This window comes from Limnobaculum allomyrinae (assembly GCF_016649425.1).
GTDB lineage: Bacteria > Pseudomonadota > Gammaproteobacteria > Enterobacterales > Enterobacteriaceae > Limnobaculum > Limnobaculum allomyrinae.
On sequence record NZ_JADRCR010000002.1, the window covers coordinates 112,531 to 136,651 of the forward strand.

Genomic DNA, 24,121 nt, shown 5'->3' on the forward strand with positions numbered 1-24,121 from the left:
GTGACAATGTTAATAAAAATCCTGAATCAGTGATTTTTATGTGAACTAAATCACTATTTCGCTGGTGGTGTTTGTTTATAAAATGTGACATTAATCACAAAGTATTTTTCATTTCCCGCCTTATCGATGGTTCCCGTCTTTTTAGCGTCATCTGTTTCGATGGCTTATTATTATTTCTGTAACTTAATTACAATTCATTGGTTTTTAGTGAGTTTTTTGCAGGAATACGGCATGGCGATTGGCTTTTTCATACTCATTCTTTTATAGTACCTACGCTTATGTAGTACCCACGCATATTGTGCGTTATTACTTTTATTTCTGCTCTTTCACCGAGGCTTGCATGTTGGAGATTGCGTTAAACCACTGATATTGATCCCGAACTCAATCGGGCGATATCACACATCCCTGGAATGATGAATATTCTGCGCCGCACATAGCGGATGCGTAGAGGATTGAGTGTGGTTTTTAACGAGGTATTCAATATGATGCTTTTCATTCGGAACAGACCGTTCCTGCATCATCCTGTTTTAATTATCGGCGCTGTCGCCACGGTTTATCTGTGGGGAAGATCTTTTGCTGCCTGCTGGTTTGTGCTGCTCATTCATCATTTATCCGTTTTATTAATATTGTCAAAAAGGAAAATGACCAATGACGTCACCAATTAACCTGTTATTTCAAGATTCATTTTTACGTCAACATATGATGGGCCCTAATGCTTTGCTTATTGCTCAGGAACTGACACGGGATCTGCCCTTGAAAAAGGGCATGCGTATTCTGGATTTAGGCTGCGGTGCAGGGATTACCTCTCTGTTTCTGGCTCATCAATTCGACGCTACGATTTATGCCGTAGATTTATGGATTAGCTCTACTGACAACTGGCAGCGATTCAAACAGTTCGGCATGGAAGATCGTATTATTCCGCTCAATCTTGATGCCCATGAATTACCGTTTGCTGAAGGCTATTTTGATGCAGTGATCAGTATTGATGCTTATCAGTATTTTGGCCACAAATCAGGCTATCTGGAAACTCACCTTGCTCCACTGGTAAAATCGGGTGGTTTAATTGCGGTGACGGTTCCCGGGTTACAGCGTCCTTTAGTCAATGGGCAACCGCCAGAAGAGATGCTCCCATGGTGGCAAGAGGGAATGTATTTTTTCACCAGTGATTGGTGGAAAACCCTGTGGGAAGCTTCAGGCGTGGTGTCGATTGAAACGTGCCGTGAAATGGACTGTTGTAAGCAGGCATGGGATGAATGGTTACGCTGTGATAGTAATCCGTATGCTGTAAAGGACAGAGATATGATGGCCGTTGAAAACGGGCAGTATTTTAATCTGGTTCACATTGTCGGAAAAGTTAACTAACTGATAATTGAGTGAAACAGTGGCCTGACGGTTGTCAGGCCACTGATCAAAAAGCTATCTGATGACTGTCCTTTTAATAATAAAATTAATATGTGTTTGTTTAATTAAAAATATTATTTATAACTGTTGATATTATTGTTATTTTTTCTTTTATTAACCATTTTTAGACGTTCTGGTTTCATAAAATCCTTTATTTATAAGGCTTGTGGGTTAGCTTTTAAAAACCTTTAAATATCAATATTCAAATTTAATATTGCCTGCTTTTTGTTCTTAAAGCGTGGTTATTGTTAATTTTGTTTGTTAGCATATCAACCAATGGAGCTGTATTAATAGAGGGAACGACGTCAATATGAAAACCACATTATCTGCCTTAAGCATATTAATCCCTTTGGCGTTCTGCCAGACAGCCTCTGCATTGAGTACTACTATCTCTGATGGTGAAACATCCTCCATTCATGCCGGTGGCTATGTACCTGACATCACTCTGGTTAACGGTGGGGGAGAATTGCGCCTGATGGCTAATGGCGTCAGCGCACCAACTTATGCCGAATATGTTGAGCTAAACGGCGATGATGCACTGATGAGGATAACGGCAAATAGCGCAGATACGGATACGGTAGAGATTGGCACGCTGCGGGGCACAGGTAATGTTGTTTTTAATAGCGTAATGAATGGCACAACAGAGAGTGCGACATACTCCGGTTTAAATATAGATACCCTGTCAGGTTGTATAACCTTCGATTTCAATACTGACATTCAGCATGGGCGTGGCGATTATCTGACGATTCGGCAGGGCAGCGGTCGGCATCTGATTAGAGTGGCGGATTCTGGCGCGGAGATCGCCAACCCCGGCGAAAAGTCACTGGATTTGATTACCGATCAAAGCGGTGGCAGCAGCTTTAATTTAACCGATATTAATGGTGTCAATATTAATGCGGTAGATGGCGGTACCTATATCTATTCCTTATATAACCGCCCTGAAGCCAGCGGAGAGGTTTGGTATCTTGGCGCGATTGATCTGCGACCTGATTCCCCAAGCCTTAGCCCTGCTACGGATGCGGTACTTGCTATGGCGGCAGCACCCCAACTGATATTTAATAGCGAGTTACAGAATCTGCGCTTCAGAAAAGGCTCTCTGCTGCAAAATGAAGGCAATGCCGGAGCCTGGGTTAGAACCACCGGTGGAAAAAGTAATATTTCTGCCGACAGTGCGCATTTTAAGCTGGAACAATCAGGCATCGAATTGGGTGCTGACCGCATAGTGGATTACGATGGCGGTAAAGCATTCTGGGGCGTTTTCACCAGTTACAGTAATTCCGATGTGAAGCATGCCCGTGGAGGCATCAGCAATATAGACAGCTATAGTGCAGGGTTGTACGGCACCTACTTTTATCAACGTGGCTGGTATATTGACGGCGTATTGAAATACAGCCATTTCAGCAATGACTTACAGGCCATTTCAACCAATGGTGCAGGTATCAAAGGCGACTATAGCCAGAATGCACTGGGTGGCTCGGTAGAGGTGGGTTATAACACCCCGGTTGTAGCCGATATCTGGATTGAACCCTATGTTCGATTAGCGTATGTACAGGTTGATGGTAACAACATTACGCTGAATAACGATATGAAGGCCAATATTGACCATCAGGATTCTCTGGTCAGCGAGCTGGGTTTTAGCCTGGGTAAAAGCTTCAGCGTAGGGGAAAACAGCATAATAACCCCCTATATTAAAGCGGCCTGGGTGCATGAATATATTGATAATAACAGTACCGTCATTAACCAGCGTAATAAGTTCACTACCGACTTATCCGGTGATATGGCTAAAGCAGGATTGGGGATGGATGCCCGTCTATCCCGGCAGGTCACTCTGTTTGCTGAAGTTGATTATGCCAAAGGCAGTAAAGTTGAAGTGCCGATTCAGGGCAATTTAGGATTGCGCTATAGCTTCTGATGATTTACCGCAGGCCAGCCCGATGATGGAATGACTTTTTCTCATTTAATCATTGGGCTTTTTGTTACGCTAATTTATGACTTAACTGCCGCCGTTCGACACAGCAAATAGCTCAGAATAATTCCTAATGCTCCCCAGGCACCGGTTAACAGCCAGACAGAACGCCAACCCTGAGTGTAATCCACCAGCAAAGCGACAATAATCGGGCCGGCAAACTGACCGAAGCTTATCCACTGTTGCAACCAGCCAATGGTGACGGGAATATTTTGTGCTGATGGCGTGACTTTAACCGCCAGATTAAACAGGGTTGCCGGAGCCAGCCCTCCGGCGGCAGAGAACAACGTGATAGCAATAAATTGAGTCCAGGGAGAACTGTTCAGCCCAAAGGCGACAAAAGCAGACACTATCATGGTAATGAAGGCGATATTTAACAGCAGATTGGCGGATACCTTTTGCTGTAACAGTTTTCCTGCCAGTAAATTGCCGACGATGTTAACTCCGGCAGCAATGGCGGTGAAGGTTCCCATCAGCGCACCTGAAATTCCCGCCTCGCGATAGATAATGGGCAAAAAACTAATGATCGCAACCCACTGGCTGGTATACATGGAAAAGGTCACGGCTACCAGCCAGGGCTCTTTTACCGTCAGCGTCTGTTTGATTGACAGCCAGGCTTGATGCAGCTGATTATGCCCGGGAGCATGGCCTGAACCGTTCTCTTTAACCATGCGCCACACCAACAGCGCCATCATCAGGGTGATAATGCCAGAACCCGTCCATAGTGCCGACCAGTCAAAATAGTTAAGCATTGAAGCACCGGCAAAGAGCGCAAACACCGTGGCGGTTGGTATATAAGCACTCCACAGCGCCACAAAGAAGCTTAATCGGGCTTTAGGCGCAATATGCTTAATTAATGCCGGGGCAGACATGGTGACCATTAACAAAGCAAAGCCTTCGATAATGCGAAAGACTAACAGTGTCGCTATGCCGCTGGCGGTTGCTCCGGCAAAAGAGGCGGCGGATAACACACAGAGCCCAATCAGAATACTTTGCTTTTGTCCGATACGTTGAACAAACAGACCAAAAACCAGCCCCAGTAACATGCCTGCCAGTTGAAATACGGAAATCAACCACCCAGCCTGTGAGAGGCTAAGCTCCAGCGTTTCCTGTAAAACTGGCAGTGCCGGAGGTAACTTCCAGATATGCAATGCGGCACTGACACCCGCCAGAAAAACGATAAAAGCTTGCGTGGCGGAAGGAGTGACTTGTTGTTCCTGATGGCTGACAGACACGTAACGCTCCTGAGTAATGATATCCATAACCCTGACAAGAGTAGGGTGATGCAAAGTGTCGACCATAGCCTAAAAGCAAACAATTAATAACAATTAATTATCAAATTTGTTACATAAATCGTTTCAGGTACAGGATATTAATGACAGAAGATCAGGCGCACAGATAAGTGTTTATACAGGATAAGGTTATCAGAAGGCTGGCCGTATGATTAATTTGATGCCATCGCAATAGATTGTTTGAGCAGGGTAATCAGTTCGCGACCATCCCGGGTAGTCAATCTTGCGCAGGGCTCATCCCAGTTATTATCTGAAATGGTATAGATAATAAATTCCCCCTGCTCATCAAAAGAGGGATACCAACCTACATCGACAATGTTGCCGTTACTGAACTCTATTTGCAGCAAATCTTCATCGAGCTGGTCAATTACAGCAGATAAAGATTGGTTTAAATTCAATGAGGCGATTTGATTATAGATACTGACGCTATTTTTTACTTTAACGCTGACGCCACACACCATTATATCTTTAGCCATGAATTCCATCTCATTTTTATTAAAATCAATAAATTAGATTTAAAAACACGCCTTCATCATAACGGTTTTGTATTCATTAGTGAAACATTAATCTCAAAATTATTATAAAAATATTTACTAAATAATTATATTTAACTAACTAATTGTTATTTATGGGGTAAATGTTAGCAACGAATTGATAATTAATGTTTTAATTTTTCATCATCGGAAGCATAGAATGAATTATTGCTGGTGGTTGTTTTTTATTCGTTTTGGATATAAAACCATCAAGCTTTAAAGTATCGGTGCAGGTTCTATTTTTTGGGGAAATTATAGTTATCTGTTGACGGGTAATATTTTTCAACCAAAGTGTTGCAATGCCCGGTTTACACCAGCGTCTTTTACCTCCGGTAAACGGTGGAATTGATGCTATTTGTTATGAATCATTCTTAAATAGAGATAATTTAGGGAAATGTTCTGGTTTTTGCTGACAAATAAAGCACGATGACCTATTTTCAGTTGTGTGGTTTACAGTATGTCGAATTTACTGCTATAACTAGTATCTAGTGACCATTCATAAAGCTGCGCAATACTGACCGCGAATCAATGGATTGAGTGCCTTCAGCGACAGAACATCTCTGAACGATATATGCATTCCCGATTTATTTTCCGGCTACGGAATGTGTGCGCGTTGGTCACTTTTGAAAAACTAATTAATAGATTTTTAGGCAAGTTTTTTGCAAATACAATAATTTGATAACAGGTTACAAGTAAATGACAGCGTCTTCTCCCACAATAACTGGCCAGCCAAAAGCGCGACCGTTGAATAAGAATGATTATAAGACCTTAGGGTTATCCTCCCTTGGTGGCACCCTGGAGTTTTATGATTTCGTTATCTTTGTTTTCTTTACCGGAACATTAACCCATCTGTTTTTCCCTGGTGATAATGAATTTATCGCTCAGATGAAAACCCTGGGTATTTTTGCTGCCGGTTACCTGGCTCGTCCGCTCGGTGGGATTATTATGGCGCACTACGGCGATAAAATTGGCCGTAAACGCATGTTCACCTTAAGTATTTTCCTGATGGCATTACCAACGTTAGTGATTGGCCTGCTGCCGACCTATGCGTCTATTGGTGTGATGGCGCCAATTCTTCTGTTGTTGATGCGTATTCTGCAAGGCGCGGCGATTGGTGGTGAAATGCCGGGTGCATGGGTATTTATTGCCGAGCATACTCCTGAACAACGCTATGGTTTAGGTGTTGGTACCTTAACCTCCGGTATTACCGGCGGTATTCTGCTGGGTTCGATTGTGGCAATCTTTATTCAGCGCAGTTACAGCACGGCAGAAATTAACGAATATGCATGGCGTATTCCGTTCATTCTGGGTGGTGTGTTTGGTTTTATCTCTGTTTACTTGCGTAAATTCCTGCAAGAAACGCCGATCTTTAAAGAGATGGCAGAAAAGCATGCGCTGGCAAAAGAGCTTCCGGTTAAAACGGTGATTAAAAGCCATAAGCAAGCCTGTGGCATCACCGCGATTTTGACCTGGTCGCTGTCTACTGCGATTGTGGTTACCATTCTGATGACGCCTTCTGTGGTGGTAGAGAAGATGTATCAGGTGGACAGAACCATTTCACTGGAAGCTAACTGTGTTGCTACCTTAATGCTAACGCTGGGGTGTATTTTCTGGGGCTGGATCAGCGATAAGTTAGGTACACGTATCTGTATGGCTGCTTCGTGGGGTGGTTTGGCTATTACGGCTTACCATTTCTATAGCTCACTGCATCCGGAAATTGGTGCCGGGGAGCTGATGTTTAATTATGGTCTGATGGGGCTGTTTGTAGGGGCGATTGCCACTACACCAATCGTTGGTGCCCGTGCATTCCCACCGGCGATTCGCTTCTCTGGTTTATCATTTGCCTATAATCTGGCTTACGCGGTATTTGGTGGTTTAACACCAATGATTACCGGTGCATGGTTACAGCAAAGTGCCATGGCTCCAGCTTACTATGTAGGCATCGTCTCTCTGCTAGCTGTTGCAGTTGCTTTCCTGCCGCTGGCATACAAAGGCTGGACAGCAAAAAAGCAGCCTGATGCAATTCCCGCTGCGCCGGTTATTGCTGATTAAGATGATGTGAAAATGGAAAAACTGCCGTCATGGTTAACACCATTTACTTAAGATGTTTTAAGTGAACGTAATACTGGTTTTTTGATATTCGAACGGCCCTTTTTTGGGGCCGTTTTCTTTTTTCCGGCAAGATAAATGGTTTCATGTTCTCCCGCATTTTTCTCAACTTCGTCGGAGTTGTTACCGGTTTGTCCAATGTGTACCAGATTTCTTCATCCTGTCTAAGCCGCATCGCCCTCATGAAGCTTAACCTCCCTGCGCGTTTCGCGAAGCACATTCCAGATCCGTATTGTGCCGCGCTCACCGCAGCAAAACCGCTTGCCGTTGATTATCGATAACGGTATCTTTCTTCCACGCCTGCAAAATCAGGCGTCGGGCTTGACCTCCTGAAATCCTTCATCGACGACACAAGCGCGTTAGCGCTTTTTTTGTGTCGTGCGCACGGCTACACTTCAATGGCGGGCCGGGCGGGGGCGTCGCAAGACGCGCCGGTGTCGATGAGGCCGGTAAGGTCAACCCCGTCCGGCTCCGCCACCCGTGAGATTGACCTCTCCGCTGGCGGTAATAAACATTACTCATCGGAGGTTGTCCTATGGCTACAACGCTCACCCAAACATCCCCCCTCTCCAAAACCCAGCGCCGCTACACAATCGGCTATGTACCCAATAGGGGCGATACCAGTACACCCTTGCTTAATCTTAGTGGAAAATGGCTAACAGAAGCCGGATTCGATACCGGCACGGGTGTCACCGTGAAAATCACCGAAGGTTGCATTGTGCTTATTGCTGATAATGACGAAGTGAAGGAACAGCGAGAACAACTGAAGCAAGTCAAACTGGCGGTGAAGGTGATGAAGCAGGAACGGGTGTAGCGGGTTTGAGCTTTCCCTAAAAAGCAAAAACCGCACAAAGGCTAACACCGTTCACTCAAAACATCTCAAGTGAACGGTGTTATCTTAATAGCGGTTTTCTTTCATTAAAGTAAAATCCCAACAAAAAACATCACTGACCTACCGAATACTATTATAAGTATCAATAGCGCTGTTAAAGTCTTTCACCAGAGTATTCGCATAAGTGCCGGGTTTCTTTCTGGCATCGCGGTAGGTACCAACAAACTTAACCAGTCGGTCGTTAACGCGGGAGTAGCCAGAATCGATTTTTTTACCTTCTTCTTTGGCTTTGTTGTATTCAGCAGTTTGCAGCTCTAATTTTTCTTCCAGCTCTGCCAGATACTTGTTTGCCTGCTCAATTCTGGTCTTATCTTTGTAATCGTTAAGGCTGGAGAATTGCCCTACGATAGAACGCGCCAACTCCAGAGACTCTTCGGTATACAGCTCCAGCAAACGGCCTTCTTGCTTATAGCGCTCAATACGTTTTTGTTTCATCTCTTCGCTGGCTACGCGAATTTCTGTTTCCAGCGCTTTGTATTGTTCATTAATCTGATTGAAACCAGGAGTGAAGATCTCCATCAGCGCTTTACCTTTAGCGCCATCGTCGTCTTCATACTTCTTCATTTTGTTGTATTTTTCTAACTCTTCCCATACCGGAAGCAGCTTGTCGATAGAAGCGACAATTGCCTCAGCTTTAGAGTCGATATTATCAATATTCACTTCCGTGATTTTCAGCGCTTTTTTCAGGTTATTGTTTAAGCTGCTGTAAGGGCGAGAGCTGAAGTAGAGCCAGGATTCGATAACCCGATAATCTTTTTTCTCAATACCCGCTTTTACCTTTTTTTCTTTGTCCGGCCAGGAAGACGTACCATCCAGCACGCCACCACCATAAGCGTTAGTGGCTTTTACATAGTAAGAGACTTTTTCAGATAGCTTATAAGCCGCCTTTTCATCGCTGATGGTCGGTTTTTGTGCTGCTGAATTATTGGTTTCCGGTGCAGAAGATTTTTTGGCAGAGGTAGAATTTTGACTGGTTGGTGCGGTGGGTGACGTTTTAGACGCTTCTGATTTGTCATCACAACCTGCCAGTAATGAGGCATTAAAAACCAGAGTGCCAAACAATAATGCTTTACCTACTTTTTTCATCATATTCCCTTATAAATTACCAACATCAAATTATTCAAAAATGAATTATTTGATATTATCCATTTGATTCAACAAGTTGTATGGTAGTTATTTTGAAAGATTAAGTAAATGCTGAGTTTTATAGTTCTTCAGTTTTTGTTTTTTTAGAATGAGTCTTATTAATTGATTTTACTATGATTTAAATCCGGCCGGATGTATTTCCATCATAGAGAACAGCATAGCTTAACTGCGACATCGATTGATAATATTTTTCTATTAACGCTGATCAAGCGTTGTTACTGTTTTATGTTTACTATCGGGTTTTAACGATTGTTGATTAACTTACCTTGAATTCAATGCTGTTAAATCGGGCGCTGTTTGTCGCGGTATACAGCACGGTGTGTTGAATATTACGGTGGCCTAAATAATCCTGAATCAGGCGGGTATCTTTTCCTGCATCAGCCAGAGAAAATCCACAGGCATGACGTAACATATGGGGATGGGCCTTAATATCCAGTTTTGCCGCGATGCCATACTTTTTGATTAACTCATAAAACTGTTGGCGGGATAATGGGTTGCCATGCTGAGATAAAAACAGCCATTGAGTATCACTATTCAACCATGTTTTGCGACTTTTCAACCATTGACTAATTGCTTCTTGCTCGCATTTCTGTAAAGGATGAGTGGTTGATAAACCTCTTTTTAGCCGGGAAATAAATATGTGTTCTCCCTGAATATCGGTGGTTTTTAAATGGCATAATTCACTGGCCCGTAATCCATGAAAATAACACATCATAATTAGACAGCGGTCGCGATAATAATTGGTGCCCTTAGGAACGGCATTAATCATGGCTTCTACTTCACTGGCACTCAGGTATTTTCTCTGCGTCATTTTTTACTCTCATAAAGGTTTTCAATGCGAACCGGGAACGTGTTGCAATTTACAGAGCAAGTCGGTCAGAGGATACCCGTTATTGTGAAAACTCACTTTCTGAAAATAAGAAAGCGTTTTTGAAACAATCAACTATGCTTCAACTATATGCATTTGGTTGAGGTGAATTATGCAATCAAAGTTGGATCTCAACCTTGCGCGCATCCTTTGTGAGATTATTGATACCGGTTCAGTGTCTGCGGCGGCGGAAAGTCTGAAGAGCAATATATCGACAATAAGTACCGGGCTGAATAAGTTGCGTAAACATCATAATAATATCCTGTTATTCAGACAGGGAAATGGTATGCAGCCAACTGCACTGGCTCTGGAGTTGTATAATTTTTACCGCCCGGCATTAAATCTTTTTGATGAGGCCGATAAACATAAGGGGGATACGTCACAATTAGCTGCACCACCAAAGCTGCGTATTGCCACCATCCCTTTACTGGATCTACTGCTTGTTGATAAATTTTTGGATGATCCTGATTTTTGTGGTGGTAGCAGTTGGGATATATTTTCAATTCCTCAAGATCCAACTACACGTATAGAGCGTTTACGTAGAAAACAAATTGATATTGATATTGGATATAATTTACCTAAAGATAGCTCGCTACTTAGTTACCCATTGAATTATGGTAACTTGGTTATGGTATGCAAAAAAGATCACCCACGAATTAACCAACGAATTACATTGGAACAATATAAACAAGAGTCCCCGTTGGGATTAATTTCACCGGATGAAAAATTCGGCAAAGAAATACCGATATTTCAGCATGCGGATAGTTCTATTTTATTTAAACAGTTTCGTTCCTCTTCTATTGTTACTGTACTTGTTCAGGTATCAACCAAAGAATTGATTGCTTTTATTCCTGCTGTATTGGCGCCATGGGTTTGTCAAAAATTTAATTTACGCACTATTGAATATGATTTTTTAATTAATGAGACTATCTTATTTTATGCGCATATTCATCGTTCAGAAAAACATAATGTTATGTTGAAAAAGATAATTGCGTTTTTATCTGACTTAGAATGACATAGCCTGCGCCCGCGATGACAGAAAGATAAAACACTTTTACTCATCACCAGATATACTCAAGAAGTATGGAATACATTCATGTCTGTGATAGGGCATGATTTCTATTTGATAAGAATAAGGATATTTACGCGCTCATACTGCTATTATTGAAGAGGTCTCTATGACAAACCGCAAATATCTTACCACCAGTGAGATTGAACGCCTGTTGGAAGTATCCCGCCAGGGTTCCAATCCGGAAAGGGATTATTGCTTAATCCGAATGTGTTTTATCCACGGATGCCGGGTCAGTGAAATTAACAGCTGGCGTCTGTCTGATATCGATCTGACACATAATCGAATATTTATTCAACGCTTAAAAAACGGACTTTCTACCATTCATCCTCTGTACGAGCTTGAACGTGATGCATTAACGGCCTGGTTAAATGTTCGTGCCCGGCACCGATATACGGCTAAAGAATGGTTATTTCTGTCGCAGAAGGGAAATCGGCTTTCACGCCAGCGAATTTATGATATTTTGCGCGACTGCGGTCATCGTGCAGGATTGGAGGTAAATGCTCATCCTCATATGCTACGCCATGCCTGTGGCTATGCGTTGGCGGACAAAGGAATGGATACGCGTTTAATTCAGGACTATCTCGGCCATCGTAATATTCAACACACTGTGCTTTATACAGCAACAAATGCTCAGCGATTTTTACGGGCCTGGTAAGTAGTTCAACCGGAGAAATGCTAGCTCAAAGGGAGTGTAAGAGTTTGTAACGCTATGGACAAATTGTTCCAAACTGTCCGCCATACTAATTACTAATATTTTCCTTGTCAATCCCCGCTATTTCACTGCATTCAGAAAAATATCTATCAATTTAAAATCAATAAGCTACGAATATTCCAGCGAACCATCCTTTCTGTTTATCTGCTTAATACTTCCATTTTTTTAACAAAAACAAAACATCAGGACATTTTTTTGTTAAAAACAAAATCAGAATAAAAAACTGCCTTATAAAAATAAGATAGTTAAAAAATCAGAAAAACACTAGCTCATCGGGTGAATTCAGCGATAAACGCTTAACTGGTCAAATTGGAACATAATGAACAGTTAGTCGTTCATTTATTAACCAGACAATCCAAGGAATATATGCATAACAATGCATATAAATCAAATAGATGTACGCATCTTAATATAAAGGAAGAGTTAAATGAAAAAGAATCTGATTGTTGCTGCACTGATCGCTACTGCTTCTCTGTCTGCCGCTTCTGCATTTGCTGCTGATGGCAAAATCAACTTTGTTGGTGCTATTACTGATGATGCTTGCACCATCGTTAATGACATGAGCAATCCGCTGACCGTGACGCTGGGTACCGTATCCAGTAAGTCATTTAAAGCCGCGGGTGATGTTGCAGCACCAACCAAATTTACGATTGCTCTGAAAAACTGCCCGGCTACTGCTAAGTCTGCTGTTGTGAAGTTTGATGGTACCGCTGACAGCAATGTTAACACCATTCTGGCCCTGACTCAGGAAACCGGTGTGGCAACTAACGTAGGTATTCAATTGACTGACAGCAAGAACATCGTTGTTCCGTTATATACCGCATCTTCATCTTATCCGCTGACCACTGGTGATAACAAACTTGACTTCGTTGCTCGTTACTATGCCACTGCTGCGACTGTAACAGCGGGTCCGGCAAACTCCACCAGTAACTTCACCGTTGTTTACAACTAATTAAGTTGTGGCTTCCCGTTTATTTAGCGGATGGGAAGTTGTGTCTAACAGGCCAGTTTTGGCTGGCCTGCATTTTTTGGAGCACCGAGTTTCTATGAATATCTTGTTTAAAACCCTTCTTATTCCCCTGTTGCTGAGCAGCACCCTGGCCCAGGCGGCCGAAACGGGCGGCGTCACCGTAGGCGGTACCCGTGTTATTTATAACGGTGGCAAAAAGGAGGCTTCACTAAGCGTCAGCAATACGGATACCAACCCTTATCTCATCCAGTCCTGGACGGAGACTCAAAATGGTGGCGCTGAGAAAGCCCCCTTTATTATTACCCCTCCGCTATTTCGTCTTGAGGGTAATCAGCAGAACGTGCTGCGTATTGTGCGTACCGGTGGCGATCTGCCTGAAGATCGTGAATCCCTTTACTGGCTTAACGTTAAGTCTATTCCAGCCGGTAGTAAAAATGGGGCAGCTAATACTCTGTAAATTGCGGTTAAAACCCGCATCAAGCTGATTTATCGCCCGCAGGATTTAAAGGGCGTACCTGAAGATGTCACCAATAAGCTGACCTGGACACAGAGCGGTAACCAACTGACCGTCAACAACCCGACCCCGTTTTACATGAACTTTAATCAGGTGAAAGTGGGTGGACGCGAAGTGAAAGACGTGACTTACGTCGCCCCGATGAGTCAGGCCACCTTTACGGCCCCTGCCGGAGCATCCGGCTCAGTCACCTGGAAAATCATTTCCGACTACGGTGGCGTGGGTGATGAACACTCACCGGGACACTAATAAAAATACCCCTAACAAGGATTAAGGAAAGCCATCGCGCTTTTCACAGGCAACGGAGCAATTAAGGATGAAGAATACTAACAGGGGCAGTTCCAGGCTGCGCTTAAGCAAGATAGCCTGTTTTGTCGCTGCCCAACTGGTATTGCCGACAGGAATCATAATGAATGTCCAGGCGGAAGATTACTTTAACCCTGAGTTATTAGAGCTGGGCACTCAGGGGCAAAAGTCCGTTGACCTGTCAGCTTTTGAAAACAAAGGTGGACAGATGCCGGGTACCTATATGGTGGATGTCTATCTCAATAACGAAAGAATGGATACCCGTAACGTTGAATTCCGTATGGGTAAAGATGCACAAGGCAATGAGCGATTACAGCCCTGTATTCCGGTTAACGATCTGGAATTGTGGGGTGTATTGGTCAAGAAATATCCTGAAATTGGCGCGCCGGGTAGCACCTGCGGCGATCTGACGGCTATCCCGCAGGCCAGCAGCGATTTCCGCTTCGAACGTCAGCAACTGCTGCTGAGTTTACCCCAGTCGTCAGTGAATAACTCCGCCCGGGGTTGGGTTGACCCCAAACAGTGGGATCAGGGTATTCCGGCAATTCTGCTTAACTACAGCGTCACTGGTGCCAATAACTATGCTAAAAACGGCAACGGCTCGGACAGCAACAGTCAGTACGTTAACCTGCGTCCGGGTGTGAATATTGGCGGATGGCGGCTGCGTAACTACACCACCTGGAGCCGTTCGGCCAGTGATGACGAGAACAGTGAAACTCAGGATAAATGGGATACGGTCTATACCTATGCTCAGCACGATATCACGGCGCTTCAAAGCCAGTTCACTGCTGGTGATAGCACTTCGCCATCAGATGTGTTTGACAGCATTCCATTCCGCGGCCTGCAACTGGCCTCGGATGACGATATGTTGCCCGATAGCCTGAAGGGATACGCCCCTGTGGTACGGGGTATCGCCCGCACCAATGCTCAGGTCACCATTCGTCAGAATGGCTATGAAATCTACCAGGCCTATGTGTCACCGGGCAGTTTTGAAATTGACGATATGTACCCGACCGGCGGCTCCGGCGATCTGTATGTAACCATTAAAGAATCTGACGGTAGCGAGCAGCAACTGATTATTCCTTATGCTTCGTTACCGGTTTTACAACGTGAAGGTCGCCTGAAGTACAGCATTACCAGCGGGGTATACCGCTCTTATGATTCAGATATAGAACAAACGCCGCTGACGGAAGCCACCGCCATGTATGGTTTACCGGCAGGATTTACGCTTTATGGCGGCGGTCAGTTCAGCAGTAAGTATCAGTCAGTGGCGGTGGGCGTGGGTAAAAACCTGGGGGATCTGGGTGCGATCTCGGTGGATGTCACTCAGGCATGGTCCACCCAGAAGAGTCAGGCGTGGGATCGCAGAAACGACCAGCCGTGGTCAGATCAACATCAGGACCATAAGACGCGTGAAAGCGGTCAGTCATGGCGGGTGCGCTACAGCAAGAACTTTGTTGAAACCGGCACTAACTTCGCCATTGCCGGTTATCGCTACGCCACCGATGGTTACTGGGGCATGCAGGAAGTGCTGGATACCTACTCTGATGGCAGCAGCTATCGGTTGCAGGAGCGTCGACGCAACCGTGCCGAGCTGACCATGAGTCAGGATCTGTGGCAGGGCGGCGGTAACATTGCCCTGAGTGCGGTACGTGAAGATTACTGGAATACCGACCAAAAAATGGAGTCTTATGGTGCCAGCTATAACAACTCCTGGAAAGGTATCAGCTATGGTCTCAGCTACACCTATAACCGTAACTCTAATATGAATTATGGTGCTGATAATAGTAACGGTAAACGGGTTTACGATAACGATCAGTTGTTCTCTCTTAATGTAAGTATCCCATTGAATTTGTTTGATAATAAGCACCCAACCTATGCCAACTACATGCTCAACACCAGCAAAAACGGCAATACCACCAATAACGTTAGCGTGGGCGGCACCTTGCTGGAAGATAACAACCTGAGCTGGAGCGTGCAGGAAGGATATGGCACACAGGGGCAGGGTAACAGCGGTAGTGTCAACGCCGACTGGCGTGCCACCTATGGTGAGATTAACGGCGGCTATTCCTATGACGATAACAACAGCCAGCGTCTGAATTACGGCTTACAGGGCGGCATTATTGCCCATAGCGAGGGAGTGACCCTGGGGCAGCCATTCGGCGAAACCGTGACGTTAGTGGCTGCACCGGGTGCTCAGGGTGTGAATGTACAGGGGCAAACCGGGGTGAAAACCGACTTCCGTGGATATGCTGTGGTGCCCTATGCCAGCCCGTATCGGAAGAATGATGTAACGCTTAATACCGAAACCTTTGGTGATGATACTGAAGTATCCATTACCACTCAAACCGTGGTGCCAACCCGGGGGGCGGTGGTGAAGGCCAGCTATCAGACCAGCGTAGGTGGTCGGGTGTTGATGACCTTGCTGAGGGCCAACGGACAGCCGGTGCCATTTGGTGCCATGGTGGTGGATCTGGCGGCTAAAAATGAGCAGGGTTTCATCGTGGGTGATGCGGGTCAGGTATACCTGACCGGGCTGGGCGAGAGCGGGCAGTTAAACGTGCAGTGGGGGAGTGGATCGGATGAACAGTGCCACGTGAACTATAACCTGCCGCAGAATGAGAATGGCATTGTGAATATTAACGGTCAGTGCCAGTGAGGTATTTAGAAATGAAATATTTAAATTTATTATTATTAGTTATATCAACGCTGTTCAGCATCAATTCTTATGCATATTGTACTGGTAGTGGGTATGGAATCGTTACTGATACGATAAATTTTGCGAATGTAAAAGTTCAACGGGATACTCCCAATGGCACTGTTATTGCAACAAGTTATCATGCCGGAGGAAGACGCCAAATTGGCTATTGTGATACTGCTGGTGGGTATCAATATGAAGAAATGATGGGTAATTCTACACCCTATTCTCATGTCTATACTACAAATGTTCCAGGAGTGGGTGTCAGAGTATTGTATTGGGATAAATATTATGCTGAAAAACCTGCAACTTCCCAATATCAAACATATATGAACTTGTATGATGGCGTAAATTATTCAAACACAACAATTGAACTTGTGAAAATTGGTGCGATCACCTCAGGCCCGCTAAATAATGCCTTAGTTAGTAGGGTCTATTACAGCTCATCACCGTCAATATCGAACATGACGTTATATATCACGGGTTCAGTCACAGTAGTGGCGTGTTCCATTACAACATCAAATGTCAACGTTCCTCTGGACCCCGTACTGGCCAGCAGCTTTAGTGGAGTTAACTCCACTAAAGGCGATAAACCTTTTACCATTGGACTGAGCTGTGATGCTGGCGCCCGTATTAATGCCTCATTAAGCTTCGACCAAAATACCGATACCTCGAATACCAGCGTAATTAAATTAACCGGTGCCGGCAGTAATGGCGTTGCAACCGGCGTGGGCATTCAACTGCTCTATGGCAGTACGCCATTACAGCGTAATACCAATATTGTGCTCAAAACCTCATCTGGCGGTCAGGAGTTTCCGGCAGGGGCTTTCACTGCCCGCTATTTCCAGACCAAAAGCACGGTAACTACGGGTGATGCCAATGCGACCGCAACGCTTAATTTGACTTACCAGTAAACCTAACCGGCCAGTTAATTTAGCTGGCCTGATAAAACACACACTCAATCAACTCAATTAATAAGGATATTTATTATGTCAATGTTATTCAATTATAAGAAAGGATTAATCACTCTGGCCGTAGTTGCTGGGCTTATTGGCAGCAACGCATTTGCCGCCGATCAGGTCACCATTAATATTACCGGCAAGGTGACAGCCGCTGCCTGTACTATTGATAACAGCGGTACCTATAACGTCATTATGCCTGATGTCACTGCTGCCACCCTGAGTACGGCAAACACGTATGGTGAAGCGACAACTTTCAATGTGACCCTGAGTAACTGCCCGCCCGGTACCACGTCAGTGACCGCTAAATTTTCCGGTACGCCTGACAGTCTTGATGCCACCAAATATGCCAACACCACCGGCCCCGGCTATGCCACTAACGTATCGGTTCGGCTACAGAACCATTCAGGCTCAGTGACCGACAAAGGCAATAACAGCACCATGACGGTTAACGTCGACGCCAGTAGAAAAGCCACCTTTGATCTGGATGCTCGTCCATACAGCACATCTGGCGGCGCAACGGTAGGCAATATTAGAACTGTAGCGATGATGGATTTCACCTATAACTGATGCTTCAGTTAACTGGCAGGAGAGCCACTATGTTAAAGCGCCTTTTTTTCTCAATATACTGCTTTCTGCTCTTGCTGTTCTGCCGGGCTCGGGAGCGTACGCCGCCGATGTCAATATTAGCGGTAAAGTGACAGCTTCAGCGTGTACGGTTAATCCCATTCTGGCGGCCGGTCAGGAGGTTAATCTGGGCACGCAGGGCAGAACCAAGTTCCAGGCGGCTAATGATGCTGGCGCCTGGGAAAACTTTACGCTGAATCTGACCAACTGCCCGGCGGGCACCACGCAGAGTACCGTCACCTTTAGCGGCACGCCAGATGGGACCAATAGTACGTTGTTTGCCAATACCGAACCGGCCGCCAGTGCCGCCACCCATATGGCGGTGCAGATGGTCAAAGAGGCTGACCACAATGCCATTCTGTCTAACAACAGCACCATGACGGTAAACATTAGCGCAGGCAGTGCAACCTTTCCGTTAGCTGCCCGGTTATATACCCCGCTGGGTGAAGCCGGAGCAGGAAAGGTTTCCAGCAGCGTGCTGGTTGGTTTCACGTATCAGTAATGCACGAATACCACAGGCAGGAATAAAGCGTTCCTGCCTGTGGGTAGATTAAGATTTAACAGGAATAGATTATGTCGTTAATTAAAAAACAGATGAATAGTTCAGATATTTCCACGCAAACCATTCTGGTACTGGAACCTTGCGATATCGCCTGGTTTGGTATTCAACAGATGGCTCAGACGTCAGTAGAAAACCATATAACGTTAGTTCGAATCAGTGATACAGCCACACTGGCTGATGCAGTGAGTCAATATCAGGCCGATACCCTACTACTGACAAACATTGGTCGCGGTACGGATACGTTGGCGTTATTGCAACAGCTGACAGCCATCGCTGGTTATGACAAAAAAATTCATATCACAGCCTATTTATGTAGCACCGTATCTTATCTGAAAGATTTGCTATTAGGGTTTGGTGTGAACGCCGTATTTAGTATGCCGGCGGATCCAGAAGCGTTTCTCCACAGCATCATGCTTCGTAAAGAAAAGGAGAAGGTTTCAGTATTAAGCCCTCAGGAGCGTTATATCGCCCAGGCGTTACTGACCGGGTTGAGTGTCGGTGATGTTGCTCAGTTATCCGGCAGGGATGTGCGTACTATCAGCACCCAAAAGAAATCGGTGATGAACAAACTGCATATGATTAATCCCGGCGAGCTTCAGGTTCTGGGTGGGCGAATGATGGCCAGAGAGATATTGATATAATGGACGGTATTACTAAGGTTACAAAAAAGGGGGTAGTGATGCATGCCTGCCCGTTAGTTCGCCATGGATTAATGCATTTTCTCAGTACTCAATTACCGGAGATAACCTTTCAGGTTGCAGAGTCTTTCAGTGCCATGGGGCGTATTCCAGGATTAGTGGAGGCAGATCTGGTGGTCAGTGACGTGCGGGATGATGAAAAGGATGCTATCGAAGGGGGGAACTGGCTATTGTGGCTGCAATCGATACGCAATGATAAACCTATGGTGGTTATCACGGATTTACTGTCTGATGAGCAGATGGCCAAACTATGCAAGCAACCTTTAATCTCTCTGTTGGCATTACAAACGCCGGAAGCGCAACTGCGCGAGCAAATTAATCGCGTGCTATCCGGCGATTTAGTGATTAGTCCAACACTGTATATGTCATCGACAACAGCCAGTGTCGATTTGGAATTGGAACCGCTTACGGATGCAGAACAACGGGTGCTAAAGCTGATGTACCAAGGCTATAGCATAGTGCAGATTGCTGAACAGCTATGCCGCAGTGCTAAAACCGTCAGCACCCATAAATATCACCTGATGCGCAAACTACGCGCCAGAAATGAAGTTGAATTATTTGCCCGAATAGAGGTGATACATTAACGCACAGACCTTTATGGCAGTCTGAAGCCAAAAACACCATCAGCGAGGCACTGATGGGGTATTTGCATAAAAAGTGAATAAATCGGGAGAATAAATAAGATTTGAGTATCAGTTGTAGTCTCGAAGCGTGGTTTAGTTAACAAGTGACGTAAGGGATGTCACATTTTTGCCAAACTTGTTTCCCGTTGAAATATCTTGTCATTTTTATATGTGCCTGAGTTACAAAAAAGGCGTTTTAAAATCTGCTCAACTGAATAGACTGGTTCCACTTTTTCCCCTTTTCATTTTGAGACAGAAATATAAATTCAAATCATACTATTATGACACACATTATACCTACCGCACTCTACAGCCTGTTTCGTTCCTCCATTGGAGGCGTTATCTGCATTTTTATGCTGTTTCTCTCTTTTAATGCCAATGCGGCTAATCACCATAAAGTCAGCAAAAAAGCGCCGCTGGCAGCCCATGTGATCATTAAAAGCAACACCAAACGTAAACGCGTTACATTAAATGGTGCCAATAAGGCTTATCAGCAATCTGACGAACAACAAGACATTCTGGCGGGTAGTAACCCATTCCGCCAGCGCAATATTGATGAGCTACGCATTACTGAAGGAATGCACCCTCAAATTTCGACGGTTCAGAAAGACAAGATGGTAACGGCTAAACGAGAAGTGATAGCCAATTTAATGAAGCAGTTAGGTAAACCTTATCGTTATGGTGGCACATCGCCCCGCACCGGATTTGATTGCAGCGGTCTGGTTAACTACGCCTATCGCGATCATCTGAAATCCACATTGCCAAGAACCGCTAATAATATGTTCCATATGTCTGCTGAACAGGGAATAACCGTTGAGAAAGAGCAACTGCACAGCGGTGATTTAGTCTTTTTCCGAACCCACAGCCGCAGCCGTGGCTATGCGGATCATGTGGGTGTTTATCTGGGCGATGGTGAATTTATACAGGCGCCACGTACCGGTAAAGATATTCAGATTAGTCGGTTAGATGACGATTATTGGCAGGATCACTATATCGGTGCCCGTCGGGTACTGTTGCCTTCAGCAGTGCGCTAATCCAAAGCCTCGCGGGTGCCAGGCATCACGGGGCGGATTATTAAATAGGGAGTTTAGAACTTTTCTGGTAACGAAGTTATCCCGATTAATTTACCATTGTCCATAGTGATGTAATCACCTTTTCTTAATTCTGACAGCACCAGCATCACATAGCTGCGTGATAATCAGGATCGCTTAATAATGTAAGATGCCACGGTGACTGAAGCTTTTATTTCATCACTGGACTGGTTTAGTTCCAGCAGCAGCAGGCGAATAAAAGCATAGTTATTAGGGTTAATCGTTTTTGCAAACACACGATAAAACTCGGCCATATTATTCGCCAATATATAGTTTACTGACTCGTACAAATCTTCCTCAGCGATAATACTTCTGGCATCTTCTACAGTCAGAACATCTACGATAAGAGGTTCGCCGGGCTTAATATAGAAATAGGTCGGGGGAGCATAAAGGTTAGTCAGGCCAAGAATCGCTGGCCCTTCATAAAAGGTTAACAAACGTTCCTCATTCATATAGACGGCAAAAAATCCCTTTTGTATGCAGTAGATATCATCAGTCATGGGATATGCCTTACCTTTCTTAATGGTAAGCTTTTGGCTTTTACCACTACGGATAAATGCCTCCATCAACCACTGGCGATGTGTATCGCTGTTAGGGGTGATATCTGTCATTATTTTGCACCTGAACGGATGGTTGTATTAACTATAAGATGAAAAGAATGAGGGTGGATAACTAACGTATCTTAAATTTTTTATTTGAATACCCGTCAGTAAACTAAACATCTAGAACCTCTCCGGCAATGAAGTTATCGACGTTAATTTGCCATCATTCATATTGATATAGCCGCCTTTTCTTAATTCTGACAGCACCAGCATCACATAGCTGCGCGACAATCCGGATCGTTTAATAATGTAGGAAGCTACCGTCACGGAGGCTTTTATTGCATCCGTGGCCTGGTCTAAATCCATTAGCATAAGGCGAATAAAGGTATAATTATTCGGGCTAATGACTTTTTCATACATCTGGAAAAAGGCGTTGGTGTTATTCGCCAATATGTAACCTATCGACTGAGATAAGTTTTCCGTTTTGATAATTTGCCGGGCTTCTTCTGTTGTTAGGGTAAACAGAGTACTGGTTTGGCCTGGCTTAATATAAAAATGGACGGGTTCGGAATAAAAATTAGTCAGACCGATAATGGCCTGTCCTTCCCCATAACTTAACAGGCGCTCACCCTGATTCATATAGACAGAAAAAATCCCCTTTCTGATACAACAAATTTCATCAGACATAATGTAGGTATTACCTCTCGCAACGGTAACTTTTTTGATTTTGTCGCTGCGGGCAAAAGCATCGATTAACCGTTGAAGATGTATGTCATAGTCAGGAAATCTGTCTTTCATTGTGTTGCACCTGGAGGGCCGATTTATTAACTATAGGATAAAAAAAGAATGAAGACAGACAAGGTACATTGTTTTTACCAGAACACCAGCCAGTTAAGGGCTTAGAACCGTTCCGGCAATGAGGTTATCCCGGTTAATTTGCCATCTTCCATGTGGATATAGCCGCCTTTTCTTAATTCTGACAGCACCAGCATCACATAACTGCGCGACATTCCTGAGCGTTTAATAATATAGGCGGCTACCGTTACCGAGGTTTTTATGGCATCACTGTTCTGCTCTAAATCCATCAGTAACGTACGAATAAAAGCATAATTATTAGGCGTAATCGTTTTTTCATACAGCTGGAAAAATGAAGCTGTATTATGGTTCTGCACATAATTTTCTGACTCAAATAAATTTTTAGATTTGATAATATTTTGTGCTTCTTCGGCGGGTAATGTATATATTGTGCTGGTTTGAGCCGGTTTAATATATAAATGAATTAGGGGAGGACTGTAGGTATTAGACAACCCCAGAATGGCAGAACCCTCTGTGTAGGTCAGTAAACGGTCTCCTCTATCCATATAAATAGAAAATACCCCCTCCTGAAAATAGCAAACATTGTCAGTTATTAAATATTTACATCCTTTTTTAACCGTGATTTTTTTGGTTTTTTCGTTATCAATAAATGCATCCATTAATATTTGAAGATGCATTTTTAGGTCGGGAGGTATGTTTAGCATTCCATTTGCCTGATAAGTAGATTCTATTGAATATGAAATTTAAATTCATATGGAAATTTATATTTTTATTATGATTAGCTTTTATTTAAATTAAAACTTTCAATATAAGATAATGTTTCTAACTCCTTTTCAAGGTATATATTCATGTTGCCTGCCGTTTGTATAATTTTATTCCATTTATGACTTTTTTAAACAGAGTATTGATCAATATGTTGATGATTTAAAACTTCACAGGTAATGAAGTTATTGAAATGAGTTTTCCATCCTCCATAATGATATAACCGCCTTTTTTTAACTCTGACAGCACCAGCATCACATAGCTACGTGATAGTCCCGAGCGTTTTATTATATAAGAGGCCACTGTGACAGAGTTTTTTATTGCATCACTGCTTTGATTTAAATCCATAAGGAGTGTGCGAATAAACGTATAGTTATTGGGGCTAATGGTTTTTTCATACATTTTGATAAACAGGGTCATATTATGAGCTTGAACATAATTGACTGATTCATATAAATTTCTTTCTTTGACAATTCGTAGGGCTTCGTTTGTCTCAAGCGTTAATACCATGCTGGTTTGATCTGGTTTTATATAAAAATCTGTAGGAGTAGTGAAAAAGTTAGCCAGTCCGAAAATGGCGCATTCTTCAAAATAGGTTAGCAAACGGTTTCCATAGCTCATATACACAGAAAAAACGCCTTCCTGAACGCAAACAATATTATTACTTATCATATAACTATTGCCTTTTTTGACGATAACTCTCTCAATTTTGTCGCTGCTGGCAAAAGCATCTATTAAACGCTGAATGTGTATTTTTGTCTCGAAAGAAGGTTTGTTCATTTTTTATTCCTGAATGGGTTGTTTTTATTAAATTTAGGATAAAAACAGAAGAAAATATAAAAATAAATGATTCTCTTATTCGCACTGATTTTAGCGCTTTTTTTAGCGAAAAATGGCCTGTGGTATGGTTTCATACAGAATAGGATCGAATGCGCTCTTGTTTCGTTGAGATAACAGGGTTT

General features: G+C 43.8%; 22 protein-coding genes and 3 pseudogenes. 15 read left to right on the forward strand and 10 right to left on the reverse strand.

What is annotated here, in order from left to right; genetic code table 11:
- Positions 1 to 648 precede the first annotated feature (648 nt).
- The gene (locus I2494_RS04895) at positions 649 to 1,362 is read left to right on the forward strand and encodes an SAM-dependent methyltransferase (RefSeq protein WP_218468180.1); all 714 of its coding nucleotides are present in this window, start codon (positions 649 to 651) and stop codon (positions 1,360 to 1,362) included.
- A 349-nt stretch (positions 1,363 to 1,711) separates the two neighbouring features.
- Positions 1,712 to 3,313, forward strand: coding sequence for an autotransporter outer membrane beta-barrel domain-containing protein (locus tag I2494_RS04900; protein ID WP_218468181.1), 1,602 nt, complete (start codon positions 1,712 to 1,714; stop codon positions 3,311 to 3,313).
- Between the two features lie 74 nt (positions 3,314 to 3,387).
- Here I2494_RS04900 and I2494_RS04905 read toward each other — a convergent pair whose 3' ends face one another.
- Both I2494_RS04905 and I2494_RS04910 read right to left on the reverse strand, forming a co-directional pair.
- The gene (locus I2494_RS04905; RefSeq protein ID WP_218468182.1) at positions 3,388 to 4,602 is read right to left on the reverse strand and encodes an MFS transporter; all 1,215 of its coding nucleotides are present in this window, start codon (positions 4,600 to 4,602) and stop codon (positions 3,388 to 3,390) included.
- Between the two features lie 209 nt (positions 4,603 to 4,811).
- Positions 4,812 to 5,135, reverse strand: coding sequence for a hypothetical protein (locus I2494_RS04910; RefSeq protein WP_218468183.1), 324 nt, complete (start codon positions 5,133 to 5,135; stop codon positions 4,812 to 4,814).
- Positions 5,136 to 5,888: 753 nt separating this feature from the next.
- Between I2494_RS04910 and I2494_RS04915 the strand changes: the two genes are divergently transcribed.
- On the forward strand, positions 5,889 to 7,244 hold the full coding sequence (locus I2494_RS04915) for an MFS transporter (RefSeq protein ID WP_218468184.1): 1,356 nt from the start codon (positions 5,889 to 5,891) through the stop codon (positions 7,242 to 7,244).
- 43 nt (positions 7,245 to 7,287) lie between these two features.
- On the opposite strand, the pseudogene I2494_RS04920 reads toward I2494_RS04915, so the two are convergent.
- Positions 7,288 to 7,497: pseudogene (locus tag I2494_RS04920) on the reverse strand (IS4 family transposase); the annotation flags it as partial.
- A gap of 339 nt (positions 7,498 to 7,836) precedes the next feature.
- On the opposite strand from I2494_RS04920, the gene I2494_RS04925 reads away from it, so the two are divergent.
- Positions 7,837 to 8,115, forward strand: a complete 279-nt coding sequence (locus tag I2494_RS04925; RefSeq protein WP_218468185.1) for a SymE family type I addiction module toxin — start codon at positions 7,837 to 7,839, stop codon at positions 8,113 to 8,115.
- 138 nt (positions 8,116 to 8,253) lie between these two features.
- Here the strand turns inward: I2494_RS04925 and I2494_RS04930 are convergent, their stop codons facing one another.
- Both I2494_RS04930 and I2494_RS04935 read right to left on the reverse strand, forming a co-directional pair.
- Positions 8,254 to 9,279 (reverse strand): DUF3829 domain-containing protein, encoded by a 1,026-nt coding sequence (locus I2494_RS04930; protein ID WP_228350842.1) that lies wholly within the window; start codon positions 9,277 to 9,279, stop codon positions 8,254 to 8,256.
- 316 nt (positions 9,280 to 9,595) lie between these two features.
- Positions 9,596 to 10,150, reverse strand: coding sequence for a tyrosine-type DNA invertase (locus I2494_RS04935; protein WP_218468187.1), 555 nt, complete (start codon positions 10,148 to 10,150; stop codon positions 9,596 to 9,598).
- A 169-nt stretch (positions 10,151 to 10,319) separates the two neighbouring features.
- On the opposite strand from I2494_RS04935, the gene I2494_RS04940 reads away from it, so the two are divergent.
- The 11 genes and pseudogenes from I2494_RS04940 to I2494_RS20590 all read left to right on the forward strand — a co-directional run bounded on the left by I2494_RS04940 (position 10,320) and on the right by I2494_RS20590 (position 20,982).
- Positions 10,320 to 11,222: a LysR family transcriptional regulator gene (locus I2494_RS04940; RefSeq protein ID WP_218468188.1), complete on the forward strand. Its 903-nt coding sequence runs from the start codon at positions 10,320 to 10,322 to the stop codon at positions 11,220 to 11,222.
- Between the two features lie 163 nt (positions 11,223 to 11,385).
- Positions 11,386 to 11,934 (forward strand): tyrosine-type DNA invertase, encoded by a 549-nt coding sequence (locus I2494_RS04945; protein WP_218468189.1) that lies wholly within the window; start codon positions 11,386 to 11,388, stop codon positions 11,932 to 11,934.
- 484 nt (positions 11,935 to 12,418) lie between these two features.
- Positions 12,419 to 12,943, forward strand: coding sequence for a fimbrial protein (locus I2494_RS04950; RefSeq protein ID WP_218468190.1), 525 nt, complete (start codon positions 12,419 to 12,421; stop codon positions 12,941 to 12,943).
- Between the two features lie 94 nt (positions 12,944 to 13,037).
- Positions 13,038 to 13,724: pseudogene (locus I2494_RS04955) on the forward strand (fimbrial biogenesis chaperone).
- A 67-nt stretch (positions 13,725 to 13,791) separates the two neighbouring features.
- Complete coding sequence (locus tag I2494_RS04960; RefSeq protein WP_218468191.1) at positions 13,792 to 16,440, forward strand: fimbria/pilus outer membrane usher protein; 2,649 nt, start codon at positions 13,792 to 13,794, stop codon at positions 16,438 to 16,440.
- 11 nt (positions 16,441 to 16,451) lie between these two features.
- Positions 16,452 to 17,393, forward strand: coding sequence for a fimbrial protein (locus I2494_RS20660; protein WP_407657861.1), 942 nt, complete (start codon positions 16,452 to 16,454; stop codon positions 17,391 to 17,393).
- Between the two features lie 75 nt (positions 17,394 to 17,468).
- Positions 17,469 to 18,008: a fimbrial protein gene (locus I2494_RS04970; RefSeq protein WP_228350844.1), complete on the forward strand. Its 540-nt coding sequence runs from the start codon at positions 17,469 to 17,471 to the stop codon at positions 18,006 to 18,008.
- 127 nt (positions 18,009 to 18,135) lie between these two features.
- The gene (locus I2494_RS04975) at positions 18,136 to 18,567 is read left to right on the forward strand and encodes a fimbrial protein (RefSeq protein ID WP_218468193.1); all 432 of its coding nucleotides are present in this window, start codon (positions 18,136 to 18,138) and stop codon (positions 18,565 to 18,567) included.
- A 71-nt stretch (positions 18,568 to 18,638) separates the two neighbouring features.
- Positions 18,639 to 19,268, forward strand: a complete 630-nt coding sequence (locus I2494_RS04980; RefSeq protein ID WP_218468194.1) for a helix-turn-helix transcriptional regulator — start codon at positions 18,639 to 18,641, stop codon at positions 19,266 to 19,268.
- On the forward strand, positions 19,268 to 19,909 hold the full coding sequence (locus I2494_RS04985; protein WP_218468195.1) for a response regulator transcription factor: 642 nt from the start codon (positions 19,268 to 19,270) through the stop codon (positions 19,907 to 19,909). Before I2494_RS04980 ends, I2494_RS04985 begins: the two co-directional genes overlap by 1 nt.
- A 320-nt stretch (positions 19,910 to 20,229) precedes the next feature.
- The gene (locus I2494_RS20590) at positions 20,230 to 20,982 is read left to right on the forward strand and encodes a C40 family peptidase (protein ID WP_218468196.1); all 753 of its coding nucleotides are present in this window, start codon (positions 20,230 to 20,232) and stop codon (positions 20,980 to 20,982) included.
- Positions 20,983 to 21,035: 53 nt separating this feature from the next.
- Here I2494_RS20590 and I2494_RS20665 read toward each other — a convergent pair.
- The 5 genes and pseudogenes from I2494_RS20665 to I2494_RS05010 form a co-directional block, all read right to left on the reverse strand.
- A pseudogene (locus I2494_RS20665) lies at positions 21,036 to 21,134 on the reverse strand (helix-turn-helix domain-containing protein); the annotation flags it as partial.
- A gap of 12 nt (positions 21,135 to 21,146) precedes the next feature.
- Positions 21,147 to 21,650 carry a hypothetical protein gene (locus tag I2494_RS04995; RefSeq protein ID WP_218468198.1) on the reverse strand — a complete coding sequence of 168 codons (504 nt, stop codon included), beginning with the start codon at positions 21,648 to 21,650 and terminating at the stop codon, positions 21,147 to 21,149.
- Between the two features lie 111 nt (positions 21,651 to 21,761).
- On the reverse strand, positions 21,762 to 22,379 hold the full coding sequence (locus I2494_RS05000; RefSeq protein WP_218468199.1) for a helix-turn-helix domain-containing protein: 618 nt from the start codon (positions 22,377 to 22,379) through the stop codon (positions 21,762 to 21,764).
- A 101-nt stretch (positions 22,380 to 22,480) separates the two neighbouring features.
- Positions 22,481 to 22,942 carry a helix-turn-helix domain-containing protein gene (locus I2494_RS05005; RefSeq protein ID WP_218468200.1) on the reverse strand — a complete coding sequence of 154 codons (462 nt, stop codon included), beginning with the start codon at positions 22,940 to 22,942 and terminating at the stop codon, positions 22,481 to 22,483.
- Positions 22,943 to 23,321: 379 nt separating this feature from the next.
- Positions 23,322 to 23,939, reverse strand: coding sequence for a helix-turn-helix domain-containing protein (locus tag I2494_RS05010; protein ID WP_218468201.1), 618 nt, complete (start codon positions 23,937 to 23,939; stop codon positions 23,322 to 23,324).
- Positions 23,940 to 24,121 lie beyond the last annotated feature (182 nt).